The organism is Shinella sp. H4-D48, assembly GCF_022637395.1.
Classification (GTDB): Bacteria; Pseudomonadota; Alphaproteobacteria; order Rhizobiales; family Rhizobiaceae; genus Shinella; species Shinella sedimenti.
This window is the reverse complement of the sequence record NZ_CP093337.1, coordinates 1,075,625-1,099,322: the sequence shown is the minus strand read 5'-3', so window position 1 is coordinate 1,099,322 and position 23,698 is coordinate 1,075,625. Positions and strand designations below refer to the sequence as shown.

Sequence of the window (23,698 nt, the reverse complement as noted above, 5' to 3'; positions counted from 1 at the left end):
GACGGCAGTCACCATACCGGGCCAGTGCGCAAAGCAGGGTTGACAGTGCGGCCCTCCTCTTGTCCGGTGGCGGCGACAATGGGGCTTGGGGCGATGACGATACTGGACAGGTTTTCCCAAAAGGGCCGCGTGGCGCTCGTGACGGGCGGCGGACGCGGTCTCGGCTTCGAGATCGCGCTGGGGCTGGCGCAGGCCGGCGCACATGTCGTGGTGACCGGCCGCAACGCCGCGACACTGGAGGAGGCCGTCTCCCGTATCGCCGCCGCCGGCGGCAAGGCATCCGCCGCCGCCTTCGACATTGCCGACAGGGCGGCCCAGCGCGTGGCGCTTGCGGATATCGAGGCCCGGCATGGCCGGCTGGACGTGCTGGTCAACAATGTCGGCGCGCGTGACCGCCGCGCCCTTGAGGACATGGACGATGCCGCCATCGACGATCTCATCCTCACCGACCTCTCGGCCGCCATCAGCCTTTCGCGCGATGCCGCTGCGCTCATGAAGAAGAACGGCCACGGTCGGCTCATCGCCGTCACGTCCATCGGCGGGCATGTCGCCATGCCCAATGACGGGGTCTACCCCGCCGCCAAGCAGGGCCTGACCGGCCTCATGCGCAGCATGGCTGTCGACTATGGCCCTCTCGGCATCACCAGCAACGCCATCGCGCCGGGCTGGTTCGCCACCGAGACCAATGCGGCGATGGCCGCCAATGAAGAGCTGATGCCCTTCGTGCGCCAGCGCATTCCCGTCCAGCGCTGGGCGCGGCCGGACGAGATTGCCGGCGCCGCGCTTTTTCTCGCCAGCGACGCCGCCTCCTTCGTCAACGGGCATGTGCTCGTTGTGGATGGCGGCATGACCGTCAGGATGTAGCTGCTAGCCGGCGAAATCCTCGATCACGGCGAGGAAGGCCTCGCCGAAGCGATCGCGTTTGGAAACGCCGATGCCGGGAATATCCAGAAGCTCCTCCAGGTCGGCGGGACGCTCACGGGCAAGCGCGATCAGTGTCGTGTCGGGGAAGACGACGTAAGGCGGCACATCGAGGTCCTTGGCGATGGTAAGGCGCTCGGCGCGCAACGCCTCGAACAGCGCCAGATCGGAACCGCTGAGGTTGGAGCGTTCGCGCGATGCAGGCGAACCGCCCGCGCGGGCCTTGCGGCCGGTCTGCGGCCGGTCTTTGCGCAAAAGCACCGCCCGCTCGCGGCGGAAGACGGCGCGCGCCTCCGGTTCCAGCTTCAGAGCGCCGAAGGCAGAATGGTCTACACTGACAAGACCCATGGCCATGAGCTGGCGGAAGATCGATTGCCAGACGCTTTTGGCGACGTCCTTGCCCGCTCCGAAAACCGGCATTTCCGTATGCCCGAAGCGCTCCGTCTTTTCGTTGACCGCGCCCACCAGCACATCGATGACATGCGCGGCACCGAAGCGCTCGCCGGTGCGGTACACTGCCGCCAGCGCCTTGATCGCCGCCTCGGTGCCGTCCCAGGTCTCGACCGGATTGCGGCAGGTATCGCAATTGCCGCAACGCCCGGCATGGCTCTCGCCGAAATGCGCCAGGATCGCCTGCCGCCGGCAACCGGCCGTCTCGCAGATCGCCAGCAGCGACATCAGCTTGGCGCGCTCGATGCGCTTGATGTCCTCGGCCGCCCCGCCCTCATCGATCATCTTGCGCCGCTGCACGACATCGGCCATGCCGTAGGCCATCCAGACTTCGGACGGCAGGCCGTCACGCCCCGCGCGGCCGGTCTCCTGATAATAGGCCTCCACCGAGCCCGGCAGATCGAGATGCGCGACGTAGCGCACATCCGGCTTGTCGATGCCCATGCCGAAGGCCACGGTGGCGACGAGGCAGAGGTTTTCCTCCTTCAGGAACGCATCCTGATTGGCATCGCGCACCGCCCGGTCGAAGCCAGCGTGATAGGGCAGCGCGCGCACACCCTGCGTGTTCAGCCAGTCCGCCGTGTCCTCGACCTTTGCGCGCGACAGGCAGTAGACAATACCGCTCTCTCCCTGATGCTTTGAGAGGAACCGCAGGAGCTGCTGTCGCGGCTGGTCGCGCTCGGCGATCTCGTAGGAGATGTTCGGCCGGTCGAAGCTGGTGGTGAAGACGGCAGCACTCTCGAGCCCCAGGCGCTCGATGATGTCCTCGCGCGTATGCGGATCGGCGGTCGCCGTCAGCGCAACGCGCGGAACACGAGGATAGCGCTCTGCGAGCATGCCGAGCGTGCGGTATTCCGGCCGGAAGTCATGCCCCCATTGCGAGACGCAATGCGCCTCGTCGATGGCGAAGAGCGCGATGCGGGCACCCGCCACGATTTCGCTGAAACCATCGGTGACGATGCGCTCCGGCGTTACATAGAGCATGTCGAGCTCGCCGGCGCGCATGGCATCGCGCACGGCAAAAAACTCGTCGCGCGACAGAGAGGAGTTGAGCGCCGCTGCCTTCACGCCAAGCTGCTTCAGCGCCTCCACCTGATCGCGCATCAGGGCAATGAGCGGCGAGATGACGATACCCACACCATCGCGGCACAGCGCCGGGATCTGGAAACACAGGGACTTTCCGGCACCCGTGGGGAAGAGCACGACCGCATCGCCGCCATCAGTGACATGCTCCACCACCGCCTGCTGCTTGCCGCGAAAGGCATCGTAACCATAGACGCGCTTCAGCACGTCGAGCGGGGATGGGCGGGCGGTTGCGGTGGAGGTATCGAGCATGCGAATCCTGTTTCGTTCACGGCGGACTATGGGGTTTGCGGCATGGCGAGGCAACCTTTCAGCGGCCGTTTGCCTTCATCCCGCGGCCGCGACCTTTTCCCGCAAGCGGGTAGAAGAAGGAGGATGCCGGGTGTTCCCTCGATGGAGACGCTTCCCCTTACGACCTTCGCCCCGCGTGCGCGGAGAAAGCACCCGCAGGGCGGATGAGAGGCGCACCCTTACTTACCGGCAGGGCCCTTCACGCGGCCGGAGAGCACGCCGAAGCCTTCGATGATGGCTTCCTGGTTTTCCATGCGCACGGTCTCCAGCTGCACCTCCTGAAGGGCGCGCAGAATCTGGGGCACGCGCTCGTCGTCTCCCTCCTCGGTGGAAACGGCCAGTTCCCGCTCCAGTTCGCGGCGCTGCCAGAGCAGTGCGCGCGTGCGCTTGTGCAGGGCGAGCGCCTGGAGATAGCCCTCGCGCGCATCTTCCGGCGCGGCTTCCGCCGTTGCGGTCCACAGGCGGGAATTGCGGATCTGCTGTTCCAGCCCCTTGAGCAGCGCCTCGAAGCCCGCCGCCTCGAGGTCCTCGATCAGCCGGTCGCGCTCCAGCCGCGCGCCGACGGAGCCGGCAATGCCCAGCAGCGCCGACCACAGGCGCTGGAGATCGCGGTTGTCATATTCGATGCTAGCGATATCGTCGTAATCGCTGAACAGCAGGCCGGGGTGGTTGACCACGGTAAGTGCGAGAACGCTCTCGCGCAACGCCGGTAGTTCCTGCGCGCCGCGCACCAGCGCGGAGCGCGCGAGCCGGTCGGAAATCCCCGTCGCCCCAGCGTTACCCTGCTGGCCACCGCGTCCACCGCTTCTCTGCTGGCGGTTGCCGCCGAAATTGCCGCCGCCGCCCTGCCGCTGCGCCGGCCTGAAGAATGTGTTCAGCCGTTCGCGCATGGCCTGCTGGTAATGGCGGCGCACGTCCTCGTCGGCGATGACGGCCGTGACCTGGCGCAGACGCGCCTCCAGCGCCGCGCGGCTTTCCGGCGTGTCGAAGCTCGCGCCCTGCACCTCGCGGTTCCAGATCATGTCGGCAAGCGGCCGGGCATTGGCCATCACCTTGTCAAAGGGCGCACGGCCTTCATGGCGCACCAGATCGTCCGGGTCCTTGCCGTCGGGCAGCAGTGCGAAGCGTACGGTGCGCTCCGGCTTGATGAGCGGGAGGGCGAGATCGGCGGCGCGGTTGGCCGCACGAATGCCGGCCCCGTCGCCATCGAAGCACAGCACGGGCTCCGGCGTCATGCGCCAGAGAAGGTCGAGCTGGTTTTCGGTCAAAGCCGTGCCGAGCGGCGCCACCGCGTTCTCGATACCGGCCTGATAGAGCGCGATCACATCCATATAGCCTTCGACGGCGATGATCGTGCCGGTGGCTCTATCGTCCTGGGCGGCGCTGCCGGCGCGGCCGGCACCCTGCGCAGCCTTCCGGGCGCGGGAATGATTGTAGAGCACGCTGCCCTTGTGGAAGAGCTCTGTCTCGTTGGAATTGAGATATTTGGCCGGCGCATCCGGCGACATGGCGCGGCCGCCGAAAGCGATGACCTTCTCGCGCACTGAATGGATCGGGAACATGATGCGATCGCGGAAACGGTCGTAGGAGACGGGGATATCGGGGCCATGCACGACGAGCCCGCAGGCCTCCATCGCCTCCTTCGGCACGCCCTTGCGCGCAAGATGCTCCTTCAGCGCATTGCGGCTTTCCGGCGCATAACCGAGGCGGAAGGTCTCGATGGTGCGGCCTGTCAGGCCGCGGTCGCGCAGATAGGCGCGTGCCTTGGCGCCGGCCGGGGTCTGCAACTGGTCCTCGAAGAAGCGCGTCGCCATCTCCATGACCTCGACGAGGCCCATGCGCTCCTTTTCCCGCTGCTCGGCCTGCGGATCGGGCTGGGGCATGGCCACGCCGGCGAGGTCCGCGATCTGCTGCACGGCCTCCGGGAAGGACAGTCCGTCGAGATCGGTGAGAAAGCGGAAATGATCGCCCGACACGCCGCAGCCGAAGCAATGGTAGCGACCCTTGCGATCCTCGCAGTGGAAGCTCGGCGACTTCTCGCCGTGGAACGGGCAGCAGGCCCAGTAATCGCCGCGCGAGACATTTGTCTTCTTGCGATCCCAGGTCACGCGCCGGCCGATCACGTCCGAAATGGGAACGCGGTCACGGATCTCGTCTAGGAAGGCATTGGAAAAGCGCATGGTTACCTCGGTCGAGGTTCATATAACCACGCGGACGCCCCGCCGCCAGCGATAGTCCGTCACCCACAGCAATCCACAGGCGGCGACACAAAGGAAAAGGGCGGCCGAAGCCGCCCTTCCCGTCTTACTTCAGGAGATCCTTCACCACGCCGGAGGCCTTGGCGAAGTCCATCTGGCCGGGATAGCGCTCCTTGAGCACGGCCATGATCTTGCCCATGTCGCGCAGGCCCTGCGCGCCGATCTCGGCAATGACGCCCGTAATCAGCTCGCGCACCTTCTCGTCGGAAAGCTGCTCGGGCAGGAAGCCCTTGATGACGGCGATTTCCTGCTGCTCCTGGGCAGCCAGTTCCGGGCGGCCGTTTTCGGCGAAGATCTTGGACGATTCCTCGCGCTGCTTGATCATCTTTGCGAGGATCTGCAACACTTCGTCCTCCTCGACGGGGCCCTTGCCCGCGCCGCGATTGGCGATGTCGCGGTCCTTCAGCGTCGCCTGGATCAGGCGCAGCGTGGAGACACGGCAGGCGTCCTTTGCCTTGAGGGCTTCCTTCAGGTCGTTTGCGAAGATTTCGCGCATCATTTTCTCCATGGAAGGCCGCCGGCGCCGGATGCGCGACAGGCCCTTGTCGTCGTTCGATTGTGCATGCTCATAGACCGGCAACGGGCCCGACCGCAAACGGATTGCGTAAGCATCTGATTCAAAACGCTTTATAATTCCACGCAATCCACAGGCGGCGGTTGACCCCGCCATCCGCTTTGTCTATTTTCCGGCACCTGCACGAAATTTGGCAATCAGGGCGAACCAACGCGGGTTTCCGCGCGCCCTTGCCTGCGACCTCAAATGGTGCCTGGTCCCCTGGCTTTCAAGCCGGTGGCGCCCGGTGCCGGAAACGGGATGAACATGACCTCGACCCCCGCATGGACCTCTGAAAAGCCCACCGCCCTGCTCGTCCTCGCCGGCGGCACCGTTATCGAAGGCAAGGGCATCGGCGCCACCGGCAAGGTGACCGCGGAAGTCTGCTTCAACACGGCGCTGACGGGCTACCAGGAAATCCTTACCGATCCTTCCTATCTCGGGCAGATCGTCACCTTCACCTTCCCGCATATCGGCAATATCGGCGCCAATGACGAGGATATCGAAGACCTGACGCCCGCTGCCCGCCACGGAGCCGTCGGAACCATCTTCAAGGCCGACATCACCGATCCCTCGAACTACCGCTCGGCCAAGGACCTCGACGCCTGGCTGAAGGCCCGCGGCATCATCGGCCTGTCGGGCATCGACACCCGCGCATTGACCGCCTGGATCCGCGAGAACGGCGCGCCCAACGCCGTTATCGCCCATGACCCGAACGGCGTGTTCGACATCGAGACGCTGAAGGCCGAAGCCAAGGCCTGGAGCGGCCTCGTCGGCCTCGACCTCGCAAAGGTCGCCTCTTCCGGCCAGTCCTCGCGCTGGAGCGAGAAGCCGTGGGTGTGGAACGAAGGCTATGAAGACCTCGCCGACAGCGACGTGAAATACCACATCGTCGCGCTCGACTACGGGGTGAAGCGTAACATCCTGCGCCTCTTCGCCGGCCTCGGCTGCAAGGTCACGGTCATGCCGGCCACATCCAGCGCCGATGACGTGCTGGCGCAGAAGCCCGACGGCATCTTCCTGTCCAATGGCCCGGGCGACCCGGCCGCAACGGGTGAATATGCCGTGCCGGTCATCCGCAAGCTCATCGAAACGGGCCTTCCGATCTTCGGCATCTGCCTCGGCCACCAGATGCTCGGCCTTGCAGTCGGCGCCACCACCGAGAAAATGCACCAGGGCCATCACGGTGCGAACCACCCGGTCAAGGACCACACGACCGGCAAGGTGGAAATCGTCTCGATGAACCACGGCTTTGCCGTCGCCTCGTCGTCGCTGCCGGACGGCGTGGAAGAAACTCACGTCTCGCTGTTCGACGGCACGAATTGCGGCCTGCGCCTCGTCGGCAAGCCGGTCTTCTCCGTGCAGCACCATCCCGAGGCATCCCCCGGCCCGCAGGACAGCCACTACCTCTTCCGCCGCTTCATCAATCTGGTGCGTGCGAAGAAGGGCGAGGAAGCCCTGCCGGAACGCGCTTAAGGCTCACGGCACAGAAATTGGAAGGCCCCGGACATGTCCGGGGCCTTTTCTGTTTGTGATCACGCGTCGGTCGGCGTTCCCTGATGAAAGAGCATCTTCCAGCCCGCACCGGTCCGTTTCCAGATGGAACTGCGCAGCACATGGCGCGGCGGTTTCCCGTCTGCCAGCCGCTCGGTGCGATAGGTGAGCAGAACGGCATCGGCGGATATGACCGTCAGCGCATAATCGAAGGCGCGCAGCCTGCCTTCGGCCGGCGCGTCAGCTTCGGCGGCGAGAAGACCGATGATGGCCTCGCGGTCATAGATCGAGCCCGAACTGCCGAATTCGACGAAACCGTCGGCCAGCAATGCCTCGACAGCGGCGCGCGAGCCGCGCACGTCTGCGCGGTGCAGCGCCTCCTCGAGCGCGCGGATATCCGCGAGCGCGACGTCCATCAGACCCGCTGCCGCACGAGGCGGTAGAAGCGCCAGTTAAGCAGCACGGCGGCAGCGGCCAGCCCGCTGACGAAGCCGAACCATATGCCGACCCCGCCGAAGCCAGCCGGGAAGGCCAGGAACCATGCGCAGAGGAAGCCGATCGGCCAGTAGGAAATCAGCGCCAGCACCATGGGTATGCGCGTATCCTTAAGGCCACGCAGCAGGCCGGCGGCGATAGCCTGGAGGCCATCGACCAGCTGGAAAAGACCGGCCACCATCACGAAGGGCCCGGCAATCGCCAGCACCGCCGCCGAATCCTTGCCGGCCTTGTCGAGGAAGACAGCGGCGAGTTCGCGCGGAACGAGCGCGAAGAGCAGACCGCCGAAGACCGCGATGGTCGCGGCGACGGCGAGCACCGCCCAGGACGCACGCACCACACCCAGACGATCGCCGCGCCCATGCGCCACGCCGACACGCACCGTACCGGCCTGCGCAAGTCCGAGCGGGATCATGAAGGCGAGCGACGCGAGCTGCAGCGCAATGCCGTGGGCGGCGAGCTCCAGCGTGCCGAGGCGGCCCATTAAGAGCGAGGCGCCGGTGAAGAGGCTGACTTCCGCCAGCATGGTCAAGCCGATCGGCAGCCCCAGCTGCACCACCTCCCGGAACGCGGCCCAGTCCGGTCGCCAGAAGCGCACGAAGAGCTCGTAGCGCCGCATGACGGGTCGCGACTGTATATAGGCGGTGATCAGCAAGAAACTGAGAAGGTTGACGCCAAAGGAGACCACGGCGGCCCCCTCGATGCCCCAGGCCGGGAAACCGAAATGGCCGAGCACCAGCGCATAGGCGAAGAAGGCGTTGACCGTGAGGATAACGATCGTGACATAGAGCACGATGCCCGCGCGGCCATGCGCGCTGACAAGCCCGCGCAGCGTCATGAAGAGCAGCGCAGGCGCCATGCCCCAATGGGCGATCTTCAGGTAGCTGCCGGCGAGGGCCGCCACCTCGGGCGTCTGACCGGCATAGAGCAGGATGCTCTCCGCATTGTAGAAGATCGGCACCATGAGCGCGGCATAGAGGAGCACCACCCACATGCCCATGCGCACGGAACGGCGCACCGAAACGGTATCGCCCCGGCCATAGGCCTGCGCCACCATGGGCATGACGGCATTGGCGAAGCCGGAACCCAGAATGAACAGCGTGAAGAAGAACTGGCTCCCCAGCACGATGGCCGCGAGATGCGCGGCGCCGAGCCGGCCGAGGATCACCACATCCGTCGTGTGGATACCCAGCTGCGCGAGCTGGGCGCCGATCAGCGGCACGCCAAGCGTCAAGGTTGCGCGGAAATGCGCGCGCCAGCTGTTGTCGGCGTGATGCGATGCGGTTTGCATGATGGTTCTCACTTTCGCATCGCTTCCGATCACAAGTCCTGCCCGCGATCAATCGAATAGAATTGATGCTCTTATCAAAAAGACGAAAAGCGGACTGGAACAGGCCGTTTCCGCGCGAAATTTCGTCGAAATATCACGATTGAGAGCGCCTTCAGGCCGTTTCCGGTGCCGTTTTCGCCTTCGGACCCGCACCTGCGCCGCGCAACGTCGTGACGAAGACGATGAGCCCGACGAACAGGATCGCCGCCGCCAGCGCATAGGGCGCACCGGCAAACGTGACCAGCGCCTGCGGCCCGGTGAAGTAGCTGAACGCCTGCGTGAAGAGCAGCGGACCGATGACGGTTGTGATGCTGGATATGCTGGTCAGCGCGCCCTGCAACTCGCCCTGCGCGGATGGCGGAACGCGCGCGGCCGCAATTGAGCGCAGCGGCGGGTCGGCGAGGCTTTCGAGCGCCGTCAGCACGATGACCACATAGACCATCCAGCCCTGCCAGGCAGCGGCATAGCCCGACAGGCCGAGAACGGAAAAGCAGATGCCGACGACCGCCGTGCGGTATTCGCCGATGCGCGGCACGATGCGCGGCAGAACGAAGGCCATGACCAGCGCCCCGCCGATGCCGAAAACGCCGAGCGACAGGCCGATCTGGCCTTCGCTCCAGCCGTAGCGCAGCGCCGCGACGAAAGGCCAGACCGCCGGATATACGGCATGCGCCAGCCCGTAGCAGAACAGCACGACGCCGACCCACAGCACGCCGGGATGGTTGCGCATCTGAAGCAGCGCGCCGAGCGGATTGGCGCGCGCGAGTTCGAACCGGCGGCGGTTCTTCGGCGCGAGGCTTTCCGGCAGCAGGATGCAGGCGGCGACAAAATTGAGGAAGGCTATCGCGGCGGCGCCATAGAAGGGGATGCGCGGGCCGAATTCCCCGAGCACACCGCCGATGACGGGGCCGATCACGAAGCCGGTTCCGAACGCGATGCCCATCAGGCCGAAATTCTTCGCCCGTGTCTCGTCGTTGGAGACATCGGCGATGAAGGCGGCAGCCGTGGAGAAGCTCGCACCGCTGATGCCCGCCAGCACGCGGCCGGCAAACAGCATCCAGTAGCTCGTCGCCAGCGCGCAGATCAGGTTGTCGATGGCGAAGGTGAGGATGCAGGCGAGCAGCACCGGCCGGCGCCCGAAGCGATCCGAGAGATTGCCGATGAGCGGCGCGAAGAGGAACTGCATGCCGGCATAGACGAGCAGCAGCCAGCCGCCGTCGATGGCCGCCTGGCTGATATCATCGCCGGTCAGTTCGTGCAGATAGGTGGGCAGCACCGGCACGACGATGGCGATGCCGATCACGTCGAGGAACATGATCATGAAGACGAGAAAAAGCCCGCGCCGGGTGGACCTGGCATCGACCATGAAGAGACCTCGAACGAAAACACCCGCCATCGGGTACGGAAATGTCAGGCCGCGACTTCTATTTCAGTTTTCCGGGCGAAACAATCCATGAACATCGCAAATCGCCAGCCGTTCCGACGAAAAAACCCTCCGGCCAGGCAGACCGGAGGGTTTTCTTTGATGATGGATCGACAGGATCAGACGTCGCCCTTGAACGTGTCGCACTGATCGACGCGGCCGGTATCGAAGCCGCGCTTGAACCAGCGGCGGCGCTGTTCGGACGTGCCGTGGTTGAAGCTCTCGGGCACGACATAGCCCTGCATGCGCTTCTGGATCGTATCGTCGCCGATCTGGGTGGCGGCATTCAGCGCTTCGTCGAGGTCGCCCGCATCCAGAAGGCCCTTCTGCTGCGTGTACTTCCCCCAGATCCCGGCGTAGCAATCCGCCTGGAGCTCGACGCGGATCGACATCTGGTTTGCGTCCGCCTGGCTCATGCGCTGGCGCTGCTGGTTGAAGCGCGGCAGGACGCCGGTGAGGTTCTGCACATGGTGGCCGACCTCATGAGCGACGACATACGCCTGGGCGAAATCGCCGGCCGCATCGAACTTGCTGGCGAGTTCGTCGAAGAAGCTCATGTCGAGATAGACCTTGCGGTCGCCCGGGCAATAGAACGGGCCTGATGCCGCCGACGCAAAGCCGCAGGCCGATTGGACCGAACCGGAAAAGAGCACCATCTTGGGCTCCTCGTAGCGCTCGCCGGCCGACTGGAAGATGCCGTTCCAGGTGTCTTCCGTCTCGGCGAGGACCGTCGCCATGAAGGCCTTGGTTTCTTCCTCCTGCGGCGAGGTGCGCCGGTTGGCGCTTTCCGTCTGCTCGACACCCGGCACGCTGACCTGGCCGCCATTGCCCATGACCTGCAGGAGATCGATGCCCATCGCCTTGAAGACGAAATAGATCACGACAAGAAAGATGATCGTGCCGATGCTCATGCCGCCGCCCGCACGACGCCCGCCGCCCATGGGAATGCGGAACCCGCCGCCGCGCCCGAAGGGGTTACCCCCACCCATGGATGGCCCGGCTCCGCGCTGGTCCTCGATATTGTCCGACTGGCGACGACCTTTCCATTCCATGGCGCATTTCCCCGCATTGAATTGCCGACGAACGTTCACGACACGAATTCGTTCCTCAGCAACAGCTTATAGGGCGTGCGTGCCTGCTTGCAAAACGAAAAGCGGGCGCTCGGCGCCGTCCACAAAGCTGCATTGCCAAGAATTTTCGGCCACCCTGTCGGCTCGTCGTCGCATCAATCGTCTCTAGGTATCGTCAATAGATCCGGATCAGGAGTAACCCCATGCGAAAGCTCATCGTCAGTGCATTCACCAGTCTCGATGGCGTCATGCAGGCGCCGGGCGGGCCGCAGGAGGATCCCATCGGCGGCTTCCGCTTCGGGGGCTGGGTCGCGCCCTATTTCGACGAAACGGCTGGCGCCGTCATCGGCGAACTGTTCGCCCGCCCCTTCGACCTGCTGCTCGGCCGTAAGACCTACGACATCTTCGCGGCCCACTGGCCCTATGCGGATGCGAACGACCCCATCGGCCCGCTCTTCGACCGTGTGACCAAATATGTCGCGACCCGCAACCCCGGCTTCCGCACCACTTGGCAGCACAGCCAGACCCTTGGTAGCGATGCTATCGCGGCGGTGAAGGCGCTCAAAAGCGGCGACGGGCCGGATCTCCTCACGCAGGGCTCGTCGGATTTCCTCAAGACGCTGTTCGAAAACGACCTTGTCGACGAGATCAACGTCTTCGTCTTCCCCGTCATCCTCGGCAAGGGCAAGCGCCTGTTCGGCGATGCCTCCTTCCCGCGCGCCCTCACCCTTGAAAGCTCCAGGACGAGCCAGAACGGCATCGTCATCAGCCGCTATGTCCGCGCCGGCGATGTCGCGACCGGCTCATTCGAGTTCGATACACCGACCGATGCCGAACTGGAGCGCCGCCGCAACCTGACATGACTTGACCGCGCCCGCCTTCCCCGCTCCAATCCACACCGAGGAAAAGTGGAGGAAGATATGGAGGCGGCGCGGCTGGATGCGATCGGCGAATTTCGCTTGCGCGAGGTGGAAAAGCCGTCACCAGGCCCGGACGAGCTTCTCGTGCGGGTCGAGGCTGCCGGCATCTGCGGCACCGACCGTCACCTCCTGCACGGCACATTCCCCTGCAGGCCTCCGGTGACGCTCGGCCACGAATTCTCCGGCATCGTGGAGGCCGTCGGCGATGCCGTGATCGATTTCCGCCCCGGCATGCGCATCACCGGAAATCCCAACATCCATTGCGGACGCTGCGCCCAGTGCCGGCGCGGCCGCATCAATCTGTGCGAAAACCTTCAGGCCATCGGCATCCACCGCGACGGCGGCTTTGCGGACTATGTGCTGGTGCCGCAAAGGCAGGCCCATGAACTGCCGCTGTCGCTACAGCCCGAGCACGGCGCGTTCTGCGAGCCGCTGGCCTGCTGCCTGCACGGCATCGACATGGCCGGCATCCACCGGGGCAGTTCCGTCGTCGTGCTCGGCGGCGGGGTCATCGGCATGCTGGTGGTGCAGCTCGCAAGGCTGGCCGGAGCGACCTCCGTCATCCTCGTCACCCGCCAGGCCACGCGCCGTCAGCTGGCGGAAGCAACCGGCGCGACTGCATCCTTCGATCCTGGCAGCGGCAATGTGGTCGAGGGAATCAGCGGTCGGGGCGGCCTGCTGCCCGGTGGCGCGGATGTCGTCATCGAATGCGCCGGCGTGGCGGAGACCGTGGCGGACGCGCCGAAACTCGCCCGCAACGGCGGCACCGTCGTCATTCTCGGCGTGATGCCGCAGGGCGAGACGGTCGCCATCGAGCCTTTCGACCTGCTGTTTCGGGAAGTGCGTGTGCTGACCGCTTTCCTCAACCCCGATACCCATGCCCGCGCCGCCGCCCTGATCGCGGAGGGAACGATCCGGGTCGAGCCGCTGATCTCGCGCCGCATCGGCCTCGAAGCCCTGCCGGACGCCGTGGCGAACCCGCCCCGGCCTGGAGAGGTGAAGGTGCTTGTGATGCCAGGCCTTAAAAACTAGCCAAGCGCCTCCGCCGCCACGGTCTCCTCCAGCCATGCCGCGAAGGCCGACATGGCCGGGGTGAGGCTGCGCGATTGCAGGCGGGTCAGCCAGTAGCTGCCGAGCGCGACGCTGGTCTCGAAGGGCTGGACGACGGTGCCGGCCGAAAGCAGCCGGGAAAACATCAGCGGCGGAGCGAGGCCCACGCCCTCCCCCTGCAGCACCGCCTCCATCATGGCGAGCGAGGTGTCGAAGACGATGGCGTTCTGCGGCGGCGGGGTGCGCGGCAAGCCGGCGGCCTCGAACCAGCGCGTCCACTCGTCCCGCCGATAGGAGCGCAGGAGCGTCAGGCCGAGCAGGTCCTCCGGCGTCTTCAGCCCGCGCGCGATGGTGGGGATGGCGAGCACGGAAAGCGGCGCATCGAACAGCCTGACGGCATCCGTGCCGTGCCACGCGCCGGCCCCGAAGCGGATGGCGAAATCGAGCCCTTCGGCAGCGAGGTCGACACGGTTGTTGTTGGTCGAAAGCCTGATTTCCACGAAGGGATGGCGCTCGCGAAATCCCGCAAGGCGCGGCAGAAGCCAGCCGACGGCGAAGGTGCCGACCGCACCGACCGTCAGGATTTCCCGCACATGTCCGCCCCGGAACCGCTCCACGACGTCGGCCATGCGATCGAAACTGTCGCGCAGCACCGGCAGCAGGCTCTCGCCCTCCGCCGTGATCATCAGCCCGCGCGGCAGCCGCTTGAAGAGCACGACGTTCAATTGCTCCTCCAGGCTCTTCACCTGATGGCTGACCGCCGCCTGCGTCACGTTCAGCTCGATGGCAGCGCGCGTGAAGGAGAGATGGCGCGCCGACGCCTCGAAGGCGCGGAAGGCGTTCAGCGGCAGATAGGGCCGAACCATGGCAATGCCCCAATTTTCCTAATGGCTGAGACCAGTATTGATCTTTTGTCCCGGCATCAGATCATTGCTATCCACAATGCGCAAGTCATTCAGAATTCAAGGAAACCGTGATGGATATCCGTCTTTTCGCGGCCGGCGCCCTGCTGGCTGCAAGCCTCTGCACGCCGGCCGAAGCCCGCATTATTTGTACCATCGTCACTGACGCCGCCGACGGTGCGGTGATTCTGGAAAAGGGCGACTGCAAGACACGGGTGACGCCCGCCTCCACCTTCAAGGTTCCTCTTGCCGTCATGGGCTACGATGCCGGCTTTCTGGAAAACGCGGAAGAACCGGTCCTGCCCTTCATGAAGGGCTATCCGGATTGGGGCGGCGACAACTGGCGCCAGCCGACCACGCCGAAGCGCTGGATGGAGTTTTCGGTCGTCTGGTATTCGCAGCGCATCACCGAATTCCTTGGCTACGAGCAGCTGCGCGACTATGCGGATGCCTTAGGCTACGGCAATGGCGACATGACGGGCGATCCCGGCAAGGACAACGGCCTGGAACGCGCTTGGATCGCGTCCTCCTTGAAAATATCGCCACGCGAGCAGGTGGCGTTTCTCGCCAAGCTCGTGAACCACGAACTGCCGGTCTCCGCCAACGCCATGGACGCGGCCATGGAGATCGTCGAAGGAAAGGACATTGCCGGCGGCTGGCACGCACAGGGCAAGACCGGCATGGCCTATCCCCGCAAGGCGGACGGCAGTTTCGATTATGCCAAACCATGGGGCTGGTATGTCGGCTGGGCGCGGCGCGACGATCGTACGGTCGTTTTCGCGCGCCTGTTGCAGGATGAGAAGAAGGAAGAACCACGCACCAGCCTGCGCGCCCGCGACGGCATCCTCGCCGAACTGCCGGCCATTCTGGCGAAGAACTGAGGCCTGTCGCTCCCCGCTATGGTGCGGGGAGCACGCCCCCGGCCGGCACCGCCCCGAGCGCCTGATCCCGCGCGCCGCATTTTTCCTGTCGACGGGGCAATTTTCGGGGTTCCGCTCGCCCCCGCATTTGCCTATAAGCCGCTTCTAGCCTTGAAAGACCACTTTTGCGCGCCCGGCCCGGTGAACCCATCGCCATGCCGGTTTTTCGCGCACGCGGCAAAGCGGAAGAACGGATAGAGATATGCCCAAGCGCCAAGATTTGAAATCGATCCTCATCATCGGCGCGGGGCCGATCGTCATCGGTCAGGCCTGTGAATTCGATTATTCCGGCACCCAGGCCTGCAAGGCGCTGAAGGAGGAAGGCTACCGGGTCATCCTCGTCAACTCCAACCCGGCAACGATCATGACGGACCCGGGCCTGGCAGACGCAACCTATGTCGAGCCCATCACGCCCGAAGTCGTCGCCAAGATCATCGCCAAGGAACGCCCGGACGCGCTGCTGCCGACGATGGGCGGCCAGACGGCGCTCAACACAGCGCTCTCCCTGAAGCGCATGGGCGTTCTCGACCGCTACAATGTCGAGATGATCGGCGCCAAGCCCGCCGCCATCGACATGGCCGAAGACCGCGCGCTCTTCCGCGAGGCCATGGCCCGCATCGGCCTGGAGACGCCGAAGTCGCTGCTCGCCAACGCCACCGAGATCAAGGACCAGGACCGCAAGGTTCATGAGGCCCAGCGCGCCAAGCTCAAGGCCGAACTGTCCGGCGAAGCGCTCGACAAGGCGCTGGACGAGCTGGAAAACCAGTGGAACCTCGGCGAGACCGACCGCAAGCAGCGTTATATGAGCCATGCCATGGCGATCGGCGCGCAGGCGCTCGACGAAATCGGCCTGCCCGCCATCATCCGCCCGTCCTTCACGCTTGGCGGCACCGGCGGCGGCATCGCCTACAACCGCTCGGAATTCTTCGAGATCGTCAATTCCGGTCTCGACGCCTCGCCCACCACCGAAGTGCTGATCGAAGAGTCCGTGCTCGGCTGGAAGGAATACGAGATGGAAGTCGTCCGCGACAAGGCGGACAACTGCATCATCATCTGCTCCATCGAGAACATCGACCCGATGGGCGTCCACACGGGTGACTCGATCACCGTCGCGCCGGCCTTGACCCTCACGGACAAGGAATACCAGATCATGCGCAACGCCTCGATTGCGGTGCTGCGCGAGATCGGCGTGGAGACCGGCGGCTCGAACGTGCAGTTCGCCGTCAATCCGAAGAACGGCCGCCTCGTCGTCATCGAAATGAACCCGCGCGTTTCGCGGTCCTCCGCCCTCGCCTCCAAGGCCACCGGCTTCCCCATCGCCAAGATCGCGGCAAAGCTCGCCATCGGCTACACGCTCGACGAGCTGGAGAACGACATTACCGGCGGCGCGACGCCTGCTTCGTTCGAACCGTCCATCGACTATGTCGTCACGAAGATCCCTCGTTTCGCCTTCGAAAAGTTCCCCGGCGCCGAGCCGACGCTGACCACCGCCATGAAGTCGGTCGGTGAAGTCATGGCCATCGGCCGCACCTTCGCCGAATCGCTTCAGAAGGCGCTGCGCGGCCTCGAAACGGGTCTGACCGGCCTCGACGAGATCGAAATCCCGGGCCTCGGCGACGGCAACGACAAGAACGCCATCCGCGCCGCCATCTCCACGCCGACGCCGGACCGCCTGCGCATGGTTGCCCAGGCGCTGCGCCTTGGCCTGTCGCTGGAGGAGGTGCACGAGGGCTCGAAGATCGACCCATGGTTCCTCGAGCAATTCAAGGCCATTGTCGATATGGAGGTCCGCATCCGCGAGCATGGCCTGCCCGCCGACGCCGAAAACCTGCGCATGCTGAAGGCCATGGGCTTCTCCGACGCGCGCCTTGCCACGCTCTCCGGCAAGCGTCCGAAGGAAGTCGCGGAACTCCGCAACGGCCTGAACGTGCGCCCGGTCTTCAAGCGCATCGACACCTGCGCGGCCGAGTTCGCCTCGCCGACCGCCTACATGTACTCGACCTACGAGACGCCGTTCGCCGGCGCCACACGCTCGGAAGCCGGCATTTCCGACCGCAAGAAGGTCGTCATCCTCGGCGGCGGCCCGAACCGTATCGGCCAGGGCATCGAGTTCGACTATTGCTGCTGCCACGCCGCCTTCGCGCTGAAGGATGCCGGCTATGAGGCGATCATGGTCAACTGCAACCCGGAAACCGTCTCGACCGACTACGACACCTCCGACCGCCTCTATTTCGAGCCGCTGACGGCCGAAGACGTCATCGAGATCCTGAAGGCCGAGCAGACCAATGGCGAGCTCGTCGGCGTCATCGTGCAGTTCGGCGGCCAGACGCCGCTGAAGCTGGCCGAGGCGCTGGAGAAGAACGGCATCCCGATCCTCGGCACCGCGCCCGACATGATCGACCTTGCCGAAGACCGTGACCGCTTCCAGAAGCTCCTCCAGAAGCTCGACCTCGCCCAGCCGAACAACGGCATCGCCTACTCGGTCGAGCAGGCCCGCCTGGTCGCAGGCGAAATCGGCTTCCCGCTCGTCGTGCGCCCGTCCTACGTTCTCGGCGGCCGCGCCATGCAGATCATCCATTCGGAATCGATGTTGCAGACCTACCTGCTCGACACGGTGCCGGAACTGGTGCCCGAGGACATCAAGCAGCGCTACCCGAACGACAAGACCGGCCAGATCAACACCCTGCTCGGCAAGAACCCGCTGCTCTTCGACAGCTACCTGTCGAATGCCGTGGAAGTCGACGTCGACGCGCTCTGCGACGGCAAGGACGTCTTCGTCTCCGGCATCATGGAGCATATCGAGGAAGCCGGCATCCATTCGGGCGATAGTGCCTGCTCGCTGCCGGTCCACACGCTCTCCAACGAGATCGTCGACGAGCTGGAGCGCCAGACGAAAGCCCTCGCAAAGGCGCTCAATGTCGGCGGCCTGATGAACGTGCAATACGCCATCAAGGACGGCACGATCTACGTTCTGGAAGTCAACCCGCGCGCCTCGCGCACCGTGCCCTTCGTGGCCAAGACCATCGGTGCGCCGATCGCCAAGATCGCTGCTCGCGTCATGGCCGGCGAAGGCCTCGACGCCGCGATTGCTGCCTATGGCAAGAAGCCCGACCCGCGCAACCTCAAGCACATCGCCGTCAAGGAAGCCGTGTTCCCGTTTGCCCGCTTCCCGGGCGTCGATACGCTGCTCGGCCCGGAAATGCGCTCGACCGGCGAGGTCATCGGCCTCGACACGGACTTCGCGCTGGCCTTCGCCAAGTCGCAGCTCGGCGCCGGCGTCGACCTGCCGCGCGAAGGCACGGTCTTCGTGTCGGTACGCGACGAGGACAAGGATCGTGTGCTGCCCGCCATCAACATTCTGACCGGGATCGGCTTCAAGGTGATGGCAACCTCCGGCACCGCCCGCTTCCTCGCCGAAAAGGGCATCGAGGCCATCAAGATCAACAAGGTGCAGGAAGGCCGTCCGCATATCGAGGATGCCATCCGCAACCGTCAGGTCCAGCTGGTCATCAACACGACCGACGGCAACAAGGCGATCTCGGATTCGAAGTCGCTGCGCCGCGCCGCGCTGATGCAGAAGGTGCCTTACTACACCACCATGGCCGGCGCGCTCGCCGCCGCCCAGGCCATCCGGGCCCTCAAGCAGGGCCAGCTCGAAGTGCGTCCGTTGCAGTCGTATTTCTGAGACGTCGAACAGGTCGAATAGAATGAGCCGGTTGGTCCGCCACCCGGCTCTCTTTTATGGAGACGCAACTCCGTGCGACCGATCACGCTGCCGCCATCGTCTCCGAGAGATGCCGCACCATCTGCATGTCCTCCACGAAGAGGGCGTGTTGTCGTTTGCGTTCGGCCTCATCCGGCAGGCGCAACAGGAAGGACGGGTGGATGGTCGGGTAGAGCACGACCTCGCCCTGCATGGTGATCGGCTTGCCGCGCAACTGGCTGAGCGGCTTGCGTTCGCCGCTGAGCGCAAAGACGGCGGTCGCGCCGAGTGCCACGATGAGCTTCGGCTTGACGAGTTCCACCTCCTTGGCCAGCCACCAGCGGCAATGCTCGATTTCGTTGCGGTCCGGCTTCTGGTGAATGCGGCGCTTGCCGCGCGGCTCGTATTTGAAGTGCTTCACCGCATTGGTGAGATAAAGCGTCTCGCGCGCAATATCGGCCTGCTTCAGCACGGCATCGAAGACCTTGCCCGCCGGGCCGACGAAGGGGCGGCCGGCAAGGTCTTCCTGGTCGCCCGGCTGCTCGCCGACCATCATGATGCGGGCAGCCGGCGGGCCCTCACCGAACACGGTCTGGGTGGCTGTGCAGTGCAGCGGGCAGCGCTGGCAGTGACGCGCCTCCTCGCGAAGCCCGTCGATGGTATCGGCCTCGGCCGGTATGATCTGCCGCAGTGCCGGCGCATTCTCGCGCAGGCGATAGTGGAAGAGCGGCGGATCGCTCGCCGCGCGCTCGGCCATGGCGCGCACATTCGCCTCGGCATTGGCGATGAGTTCGGGGATCAGGTCGGCTTCGGGTAGATGACGCCAGTATTTCTTCGGCATCTCCGCCTGCATGGCCTTCAGCTTCAGCCGCGCCGGATTGAAGATATTGGCATAATAGGTACGCCACAGATCGTCGGTCGGATCGCCATGACCGGGATTGTCGCCCGGCCGCGTATCGAAGATCAGGCTCTCGCCATCCCAACTCGCCGTACCCTTTGGCGTGGCGATGATCCAGTCCATGTCGGCAAAACGTCGCCGAAAGAAGGGCGCGGTGCGGGCAACGACGAAATGCGTCGGCTCGAACCAGGCGAAGAAACGCCGCCGCCCCTCCACTGCACCGGGAATTTCCTTGAACCGCACGAAGGCCGTCATCTTGTGGCTGTCGCGATGGATGTTCTTGGCCAAAATTCGCGCCCAGGCCACGTCCTTGTCGGCCGAAAGCTCCAACAGGCGCTTATCGGATTGCAGCCGCCAGAGCAGCCGGTAGAGCAGATGGAACCGGCCCGGCTCCGTATGGCAGACCACGGCCTCGGCCAGCGGCAGGAACGCGGGCGGAACGGTGAGCGGCGGCGCCGTGGCGGATGGCGCGGGCAATTCGGGGGCCTCGACTTCGAACAGCTCTTCCGATCCATTGACCCGCCAGTCAACCTCGCGCGGCGAGATGCCGGCGGCAGCGAGTGCGCGCGCGGCATCGCGCCATTCGGAAAAATCACCCCGGCCAAGGATAGGGATCGTGTGCATCAGAGCAACGAAAGCTGTTCCGGTTTGCGCGCAAACAGCGTCTTCAGGTCCGCACGGTCGGCAAGCTGCCGCGGTGTCCAGCCTTCCGCCTCGATGAAGGCGCGCACCTTGCGCAGCGAGACGCCGAGCCGCGCCAGGTCCTCCAGCCGCAGGCGCCGGAAACGCCGGCTGGACAGGATGGCCGTCACCGTCTTGGTACCCATGCCCGGAACCCGCAGCAGCATTTCGCGCTCCGCCCGGTTCACATCGACAGGAAAACGCGCACGATTGGCAAGCGCCCAGGCGAGCTTGGGGTCCATATCGAGATCAAGCATGCCGCCCGTCGAAGCCGTGATCTCATCCACCCCGAAGCCATAGAAGCGATAGAGCCAATCCGCCTGATAGAGCCGGTGCTCACGCACGAGCGGTGGCTTGATCAGCGGCAGCGCGCGCGAGGCATCGGGAATGGGGCTGAAGGCGGAATAATAGACCCGTTTCAGCCCGTAGCTGCCATAAAGCCGCGCGCTGGTCTTCAGAATGGTCGCGTCGTCGGCGCCGTCGGCACCGACGATCATCTGTGTGCTCTGGCCGCCGGGCACGAAACGCTTGCGCTGCTTCGTGCGCAGCGTCGGCTCACCGGCCGCCTCGATCTTGCGGCGCAGGTCGCCCATGGCGCGCCGAATACCTTCCGGCCGTTTTTCCGGCGCGAAACGCCCGATGCCGGCATCCGTCGGCAGCTCGATATTGAGCGACAGGCGGTCGGCATAAAGCCCCGCCTCCTCGATAAGTTCGGGCGATGCATCCGGAATGGACTTGAGGTGGATGTAACCACGAAAGCCGTGCACGGTACGCAGGTCGCGCACCACCCGAACCATTTCACCCATTGTATGATCGGGCGAACGGATGATGCCCGACGACAGGAACAGTCCCTCGATATAATTGCGCCGGTAGAATTCCAGCGTCAGCCATACCACCTCATCAGGCGTGAAGCGTGCGCGCTCCACATTGCTGGAAGAACGGTTGATACAATAGGCGCAATCGAAAACGCAGAAATTGGTGAGCAGGATCTTCAAGAGCGAAATGCATCGCCCGTCCGGTGCATAGGCATGGCAGATCCCCGCCCCTTCCGTGGAGCCGAGGCCTCCCGACTTCACAGAGTCGCGTTTTTCCGTTCCGCTCGATGCGCAAGAGGCATCGTATTTGGCGGCATCCGACAGAATGGCCAAACGTTTCTGCAGCGATTTCTTCATATTTGTTCACTATATGTTCTTGCGCCGAGAGTCAATGCGAAAGGCGGGCTGGGTCGGCGGCTCAATAGCCGCCGATGATGGGAAGCACCTCGCCGGTGATGTAACTGGAGCACTGCGGCGACGCGAGAAACACATAGGCCGGCGCAAGCTCTTCCGGCTGGGCGGGCCGCTTCATCGGCGTCTTCGCGCCGAATTTCGAGACATCCTCGGCTTCCTTGTCGGAAGGGTTGAGCGGCGTCCAGACCGGACCCGGCGCAACCGCATTCACGCGAATGCCGCGCGGCACGAGCTGGCTGGCAAGCGAACGGGTAAAGGCATGAATGCCGCCCTTCGTCGTGGAATAGTCAATGAGATCCTTGGAGCCCTCCAGTCCCGTGACGGAGCCCGTGTTGATGATCGCCGAACCCGGCTCCATGTGCGCAATGGCGGCCTGCGCCATGTAGAAATAGCCGTAGAGATTGGTCTTCAGCGTCTCGTCGAAATGCTCCTCAGTCAGGTCAAGGATATCCTTGCTATGGACCTGAAAGGCGGCATTGTTGACGAGGACATCGAGCCGGCCAAGATCGCGCGCGACGCATTCTACCGTCTGGACGCAGAATGCCTTGTCCTTGACGTCGCCGGCGAAGGCGAGGCAACGACGCCCTTCCGCCTCGACGGCGGCAATGGTGTCCTTGGCATCCCTGCCCTCTTCGAGGTGGCAGATGGCGATATCTGCACCCTCCCGCGCATAGAGCACCGCGACCGAGCGACCGATTCCGGAATCGCCACCCGTGATGAGCGCGACCTTCCCTTCCAGCTTGCCCGATCCCTTGTAGAACGGCGCATCATACATCGGTGGCGGATCGAGCGTCGCCTCCACGCCCGGTTTCGGCTGGTGCTGCTTGGGAAAGGGCGGCACGGGATAGAGGCGCGCGCCGGCCTGCATGGCCTCCTCACCCTGCTTGCCGCCCTTGCGGTCGGCCTTGGCCACGTCGTCTTGGATATTGCGCTGTTTGGCAGCCGTCCGTGCGGATTGGCTCGGGCTCATGACGACCTCCTCAAAGCTGGGTTGGGCGGATATTGTCGACACGAACCGTGCCGTCGACCACACCACGCGGACCATCGACCGAATAGGCGGAGTTCGTCTCGTCGACGACGGTGTAAAGCTTTTCGTTGCGGAAAGCGCTCGATGACGTCGTGGAATTCCCGTCGCCGGGAAGCGCATCGATTTCGGTGAAATCCAGCTCCGCTTCGGCCGCGACAACGCGGGCATCGCCGCTGGAACGGGCCCGCACCACGACTTCACCCTGGTTCTGCGCGTTATCCCAGTTGGGATCGGACGGCGCCGCGATCGGAACGAGCCGGTAGAGCTGCAACTGCTCGACATCGGAATAATCTGTCACCGGCGCCTCCGTGTCCTGCCGCGGCGCGTGTTCGTCGTAGCCGACGGACCAGTCGGCGCCCGGGGCCGGCGTGCCGGGTAGGGTGCGGTGGGCCGTCGCATCGTCGCTGCCAGTGATCACGCGCGGCTTGGCACTAGCAACGCCGTCATTGGTGCCGCCCGCCTGAGAAACCATGAACTGCGGAACCGCGTCGGCTTCAACAACCGTCCTTCGCCCCGTCTGCGCGGACACAACACCGCCGGAACCTGCAACAGCGACAGGTGCCACGGGAACCACCTGCTCGTCCTTTTCCTGATAGCCCGCCTCGCGGCGACCCTCGTCATGCAGCGCCTGGTTGCCGGAAACCTCGCCGGCGAGCTGCTTGAAGTAACCCGATATCTTGTGCATCACGCTCATGGTCTTTCCTCACACTCTGGTTTCGAGACGCGCCATCGCCGCTTTGAGGATCGCGCGCAGTTCATCGTCGGCGATCTGCTGAGCGGCAAAGGCTGGATCGGGGTCGCTGCCCGGATCCTCCTCATGGTCGACAACCGTTTCATTGTCGCGCGCCATGGCGACGAGCGCCTCGCGCGCCTCGGGAATACCGGCCATGACGGAAACGAGTTCCACTAACAGTCGCCGGTGTGCGTTGATCCTGCCTTCCAGATGAATCGCGTTTTCGATGGCCATTCTTGCCTCCTGGCTTAACGGCTAACGGAAGCC

The 23,698-nt window shown here is 64.7% G+C and carries 19 protein-coding genes; 6 read left to right on the top strand and 13 right to left on the bottom strand.

The annotated features are described in order from the left end of the window. Positions 1–93: 93 nt before the first annotated feature. Positions 94–864, top strand: a complete 771-nt coding sequence (locus MNR02_RS05245; RefSeq protein WP_241598182.1) for an SDR family oxidoreductase — start codon at positions 94–96, stop codon at positions 862–864. Between the two features lie 3 nt (positions 865–867). On the opposite strand, the gene recQ is transcribed toward MNR02_RS05245, so the two are convergent. From recQ to MNR02_RS05230, 3 genes are all read right to left on the bottom strand, one after another. After that, on the bottom strand, positions 868–2,706 hold the full coding sequence (gene recQ / locus MNR02_RS05240) for a DNA helicase RecQ (RefSeq protein WP_241948334.1): 1,839 nt from the start codon (positions 2,704–2,706) through the stop codon (positions 868–870). A 218-nt stretch (positions 2,707–2,924) separates the two neighbouring features. Beyond that, the gene (dnaG, locus tag MNR02_RS05235; RefSeq protein ID WP_241948333.1) at positions 2,925–4,925 is read right to left on the bottom strand and encodes a DNA primase; all 2,001 of its coding nucleotides are present in this window, start codon (positions 4,923–4,925) and stop codon (positions 2,925–2,927) included. 124 nt (positions 4,926–5,049) lie between these two features. Next, positions 5,050–5,499, bottom strand: a complete 450-nt coding sequence (locus tag MNR02_RS05230) for a GatB/YqeY domain-containing protein (protein WP_241598176.1) — start codon at positions 5,497–5,499, stop codon at positions 5,050–5,052. Between the two features lie 324 nt (positions 5,500–5,823). Between MNR02_RS05230 and carA the strand changes: the two genes are divergently transcribed. Then, complete coding sequence (gene carA, locus MNR02_RS05225; RefSeq protein ID WP_241948332.1) at positions 5,824–7,032, top strand: glutamine-hydrolyzing carbamoyl-phosphate synthase small subunit; 1,209 nt, start codon at positions 5,824–5,826, stop codon at positions 7,030–7,032. Between the two features lie 59 nt (positions 7,033–7,091). Here carA and MNR02_RS05220 read toward each other — a convergent pair whose 3' ends face one another. The 4 genes from MNR02_RS05220 to MNR02_RS05205 form a co-directional block, all read right to left on the bottom strand. Further along, positions 7,092–7,466, bottom strand: a complete 375-nt coding sequence (locus MNR02_RS05220) for a DUF4440 domain-containing protein (RefSeq protein ID WP_241598171.1) — start codon at positions 7,464–7,466, stop codon at positions 7,092–7,094. Continuing rightward, positions 7,466–8,836: an MATE family efflux transporter gene (locus MNR02_RS05215; protein WP_241948331.1), complete on the bottom strand. Its 1,371-nt coding sequence runs from the start codon at positions 8,834–8,836 to the stop codon at positions 7,466–7,468. Before MNR02_RS05215 ends, MNR02_RS05220 begins: the two co-directional genes overlap by 1 nt. A 151-nt stretch (positions 8,837–8,987) precedes the next feature. Then, positions 8,988–10,241: a TCR/Tet family MFS transporter gene (locus MNR02_RS05210; RefSeq protein ID WP_241948330.1), complete on the bottom strand. Its 1,254-nt coding sequence runs from the start codon at positions 10,239–10,241 to the stop codon at positions 8,988–8,990. Positions 10,242–10,417: 176 nt separating this feature from the next. Then, on the bottom strand, positions 10,418–11,350 hold the full coding sequence (locus MNR02_RS05205) for a neutral zinc metallopeptidase (protein ID WP_241948329.1): 933 nt from the start codon (positions 11,348–11,350) through the stop codon (positions 10,418–10,420). Positions 11,351–11,571: 221 nt separating this feature from the next. Between MNR02_RS05205 and MNR02_RS05200 the strand changes: the two genes are divergently transcribed. Further along, positions 11,572–12,231: a dihydrofolate reductase family protein gene (locus tag MNR02_RS05200; RefSeq protein WP_241948328.1), complete on the top strand. Its 660-nt coding sequence runs from the start codon at positions 11,572–11,574 to the stop codon at positions 12,229–12,231. 57 nt (positions 12,232–12,288) lie between these two features. Then, positions 12,289–13,320, top strand: coding sequence for a zinc-dependent alcohol dehydrogenase family protein (locus MNR02_RS05195; RefSeq protein ID WP_241948829.1), 1,032 nt, complete (start codon positions 12,289–12,291; stop codon positions 13,318–13,320). On the opposite strand, the gene MNR02_RS05190 is transcribed toward MNR02_RS05195, so the two are convergent. After that, positions 13,317–14,204: a LysR family transcriptional regulator gene (locus MNR02_RS05190; RefSeq protein ID WP_241948327.1), complete on the bottom strand. Its 888-nt coding sequence runs from the start codon at positions 14,202–14,204 to the stop codon at positions 13,317–13,319. The two genes, MNR02_RS05195 and MNR02_RS05190, sit on opposite strands and share 4 nt — an antisense overlap. A gap of 110 nt (positions 14,205–14,314) precedes the next feature. Here MNR02_RS05190 and blaOXA point away from each other — a divergent pair, with 110 nt between their 5' ends. Both blaOXA and carB read left to right on the top strand, forming a co-directional pair. Next, a complete protein-coding gene (blaOXA, locus tag MNR02_RS05185) occupies positions 14,315–15,121 on the top strand; it encodes a class D beta-lactamase (RefSeq protein ID WP_241948326.1) in 807 nt (268 codons plus the stop codon). A 241-nt stretch (positions 15,122–15,362) separates the two neighbouring features. Further along, positions 15,363–18,845: a carbamoyl-phosphate synthase large subunit gene (gene carB, locus MNR02_RS05180; protein WP_241948325.1), complete on the top strand. Its 3,483-nt coding sequence runs from the start codon at positions 15,363–15,365 to the stop codon at positions 18,843–18,845. An 82-nt stretch (positions 18,846–18,927) separates the two neighbouring features. Here the strand turns inward: carB and MNR02_RS05175 are convergent, their stop codons facing one another. The 5 genes from MNR02_RS05175 to MNR02_RS05155 form a co-directional block, all read right to left on the bottom strand. Then, positions 18,928–20,385 (bottom strand): UdgX family uracil-DNA binding protein, encoded by a 1,458-nt coding sequence (locus MNR02_RS05175; RefSeq protein ID WP_241948324.1) that lies wholly within the window; start codon positions 20,383–20,385, stop codon positions 18,928–18,930. Further along, on the bottom strand, positions 20,385–21,614 hold the full coding sequence (locus tag MNR02_RS05170; protein WP_241948323.1) for a putative DNA modification/repair radical SAM protein: 1,230 nt from the start codon (positions 21,612–21,614) through the stop codon (positions 20,385–20,387). The genes MNR02_RS05175 and MNR02_RS05170 overlap by 1 nt, the downstream gene beginning before the upstream one ends. A gap of 61 nt (positions 21,615–21,675) precedes the next feature. After that, on the bottom strand, positions 21,676–22,641 hold the full coding sequence (locus MNR02_RS05165; RefSeq protein WP_241948322.1) for an SDR family oxidoreductase: 966 nt from the start codon (positions 22,639–22,641) through the stop codon (positions 21,676–21,678). Positions 22,642–22,651: 10 nt separating this feature from the next. After that, positions 22,652–22,996 (bottom strand): hypothetical protein, encoded by a 345-nt coding sequence (locus MNR02_RS05160; protein WP_241948828.1) that lies wholly within the window; start codon positions 22,994–22,996, stop codon positions 22,652–22,654. A gap of 405 nt (positions 22,997–23,401) precedes the next feature. Beyond that, the gene (locus tag MNR02_RS05155) at positions 23,402–23,665 is read right to left on the bottom strand and encodes a hypothetical protein (RefSeq protein WP_241948321.1); all 264 of its coding nucleotides are present in this window, start codon (positions 23,663–23,665) and stop codon (positions 23,402–23,404) included. Between the last annotated feature and the right edge of the window lie 33 nt (positions 23,666–23,698).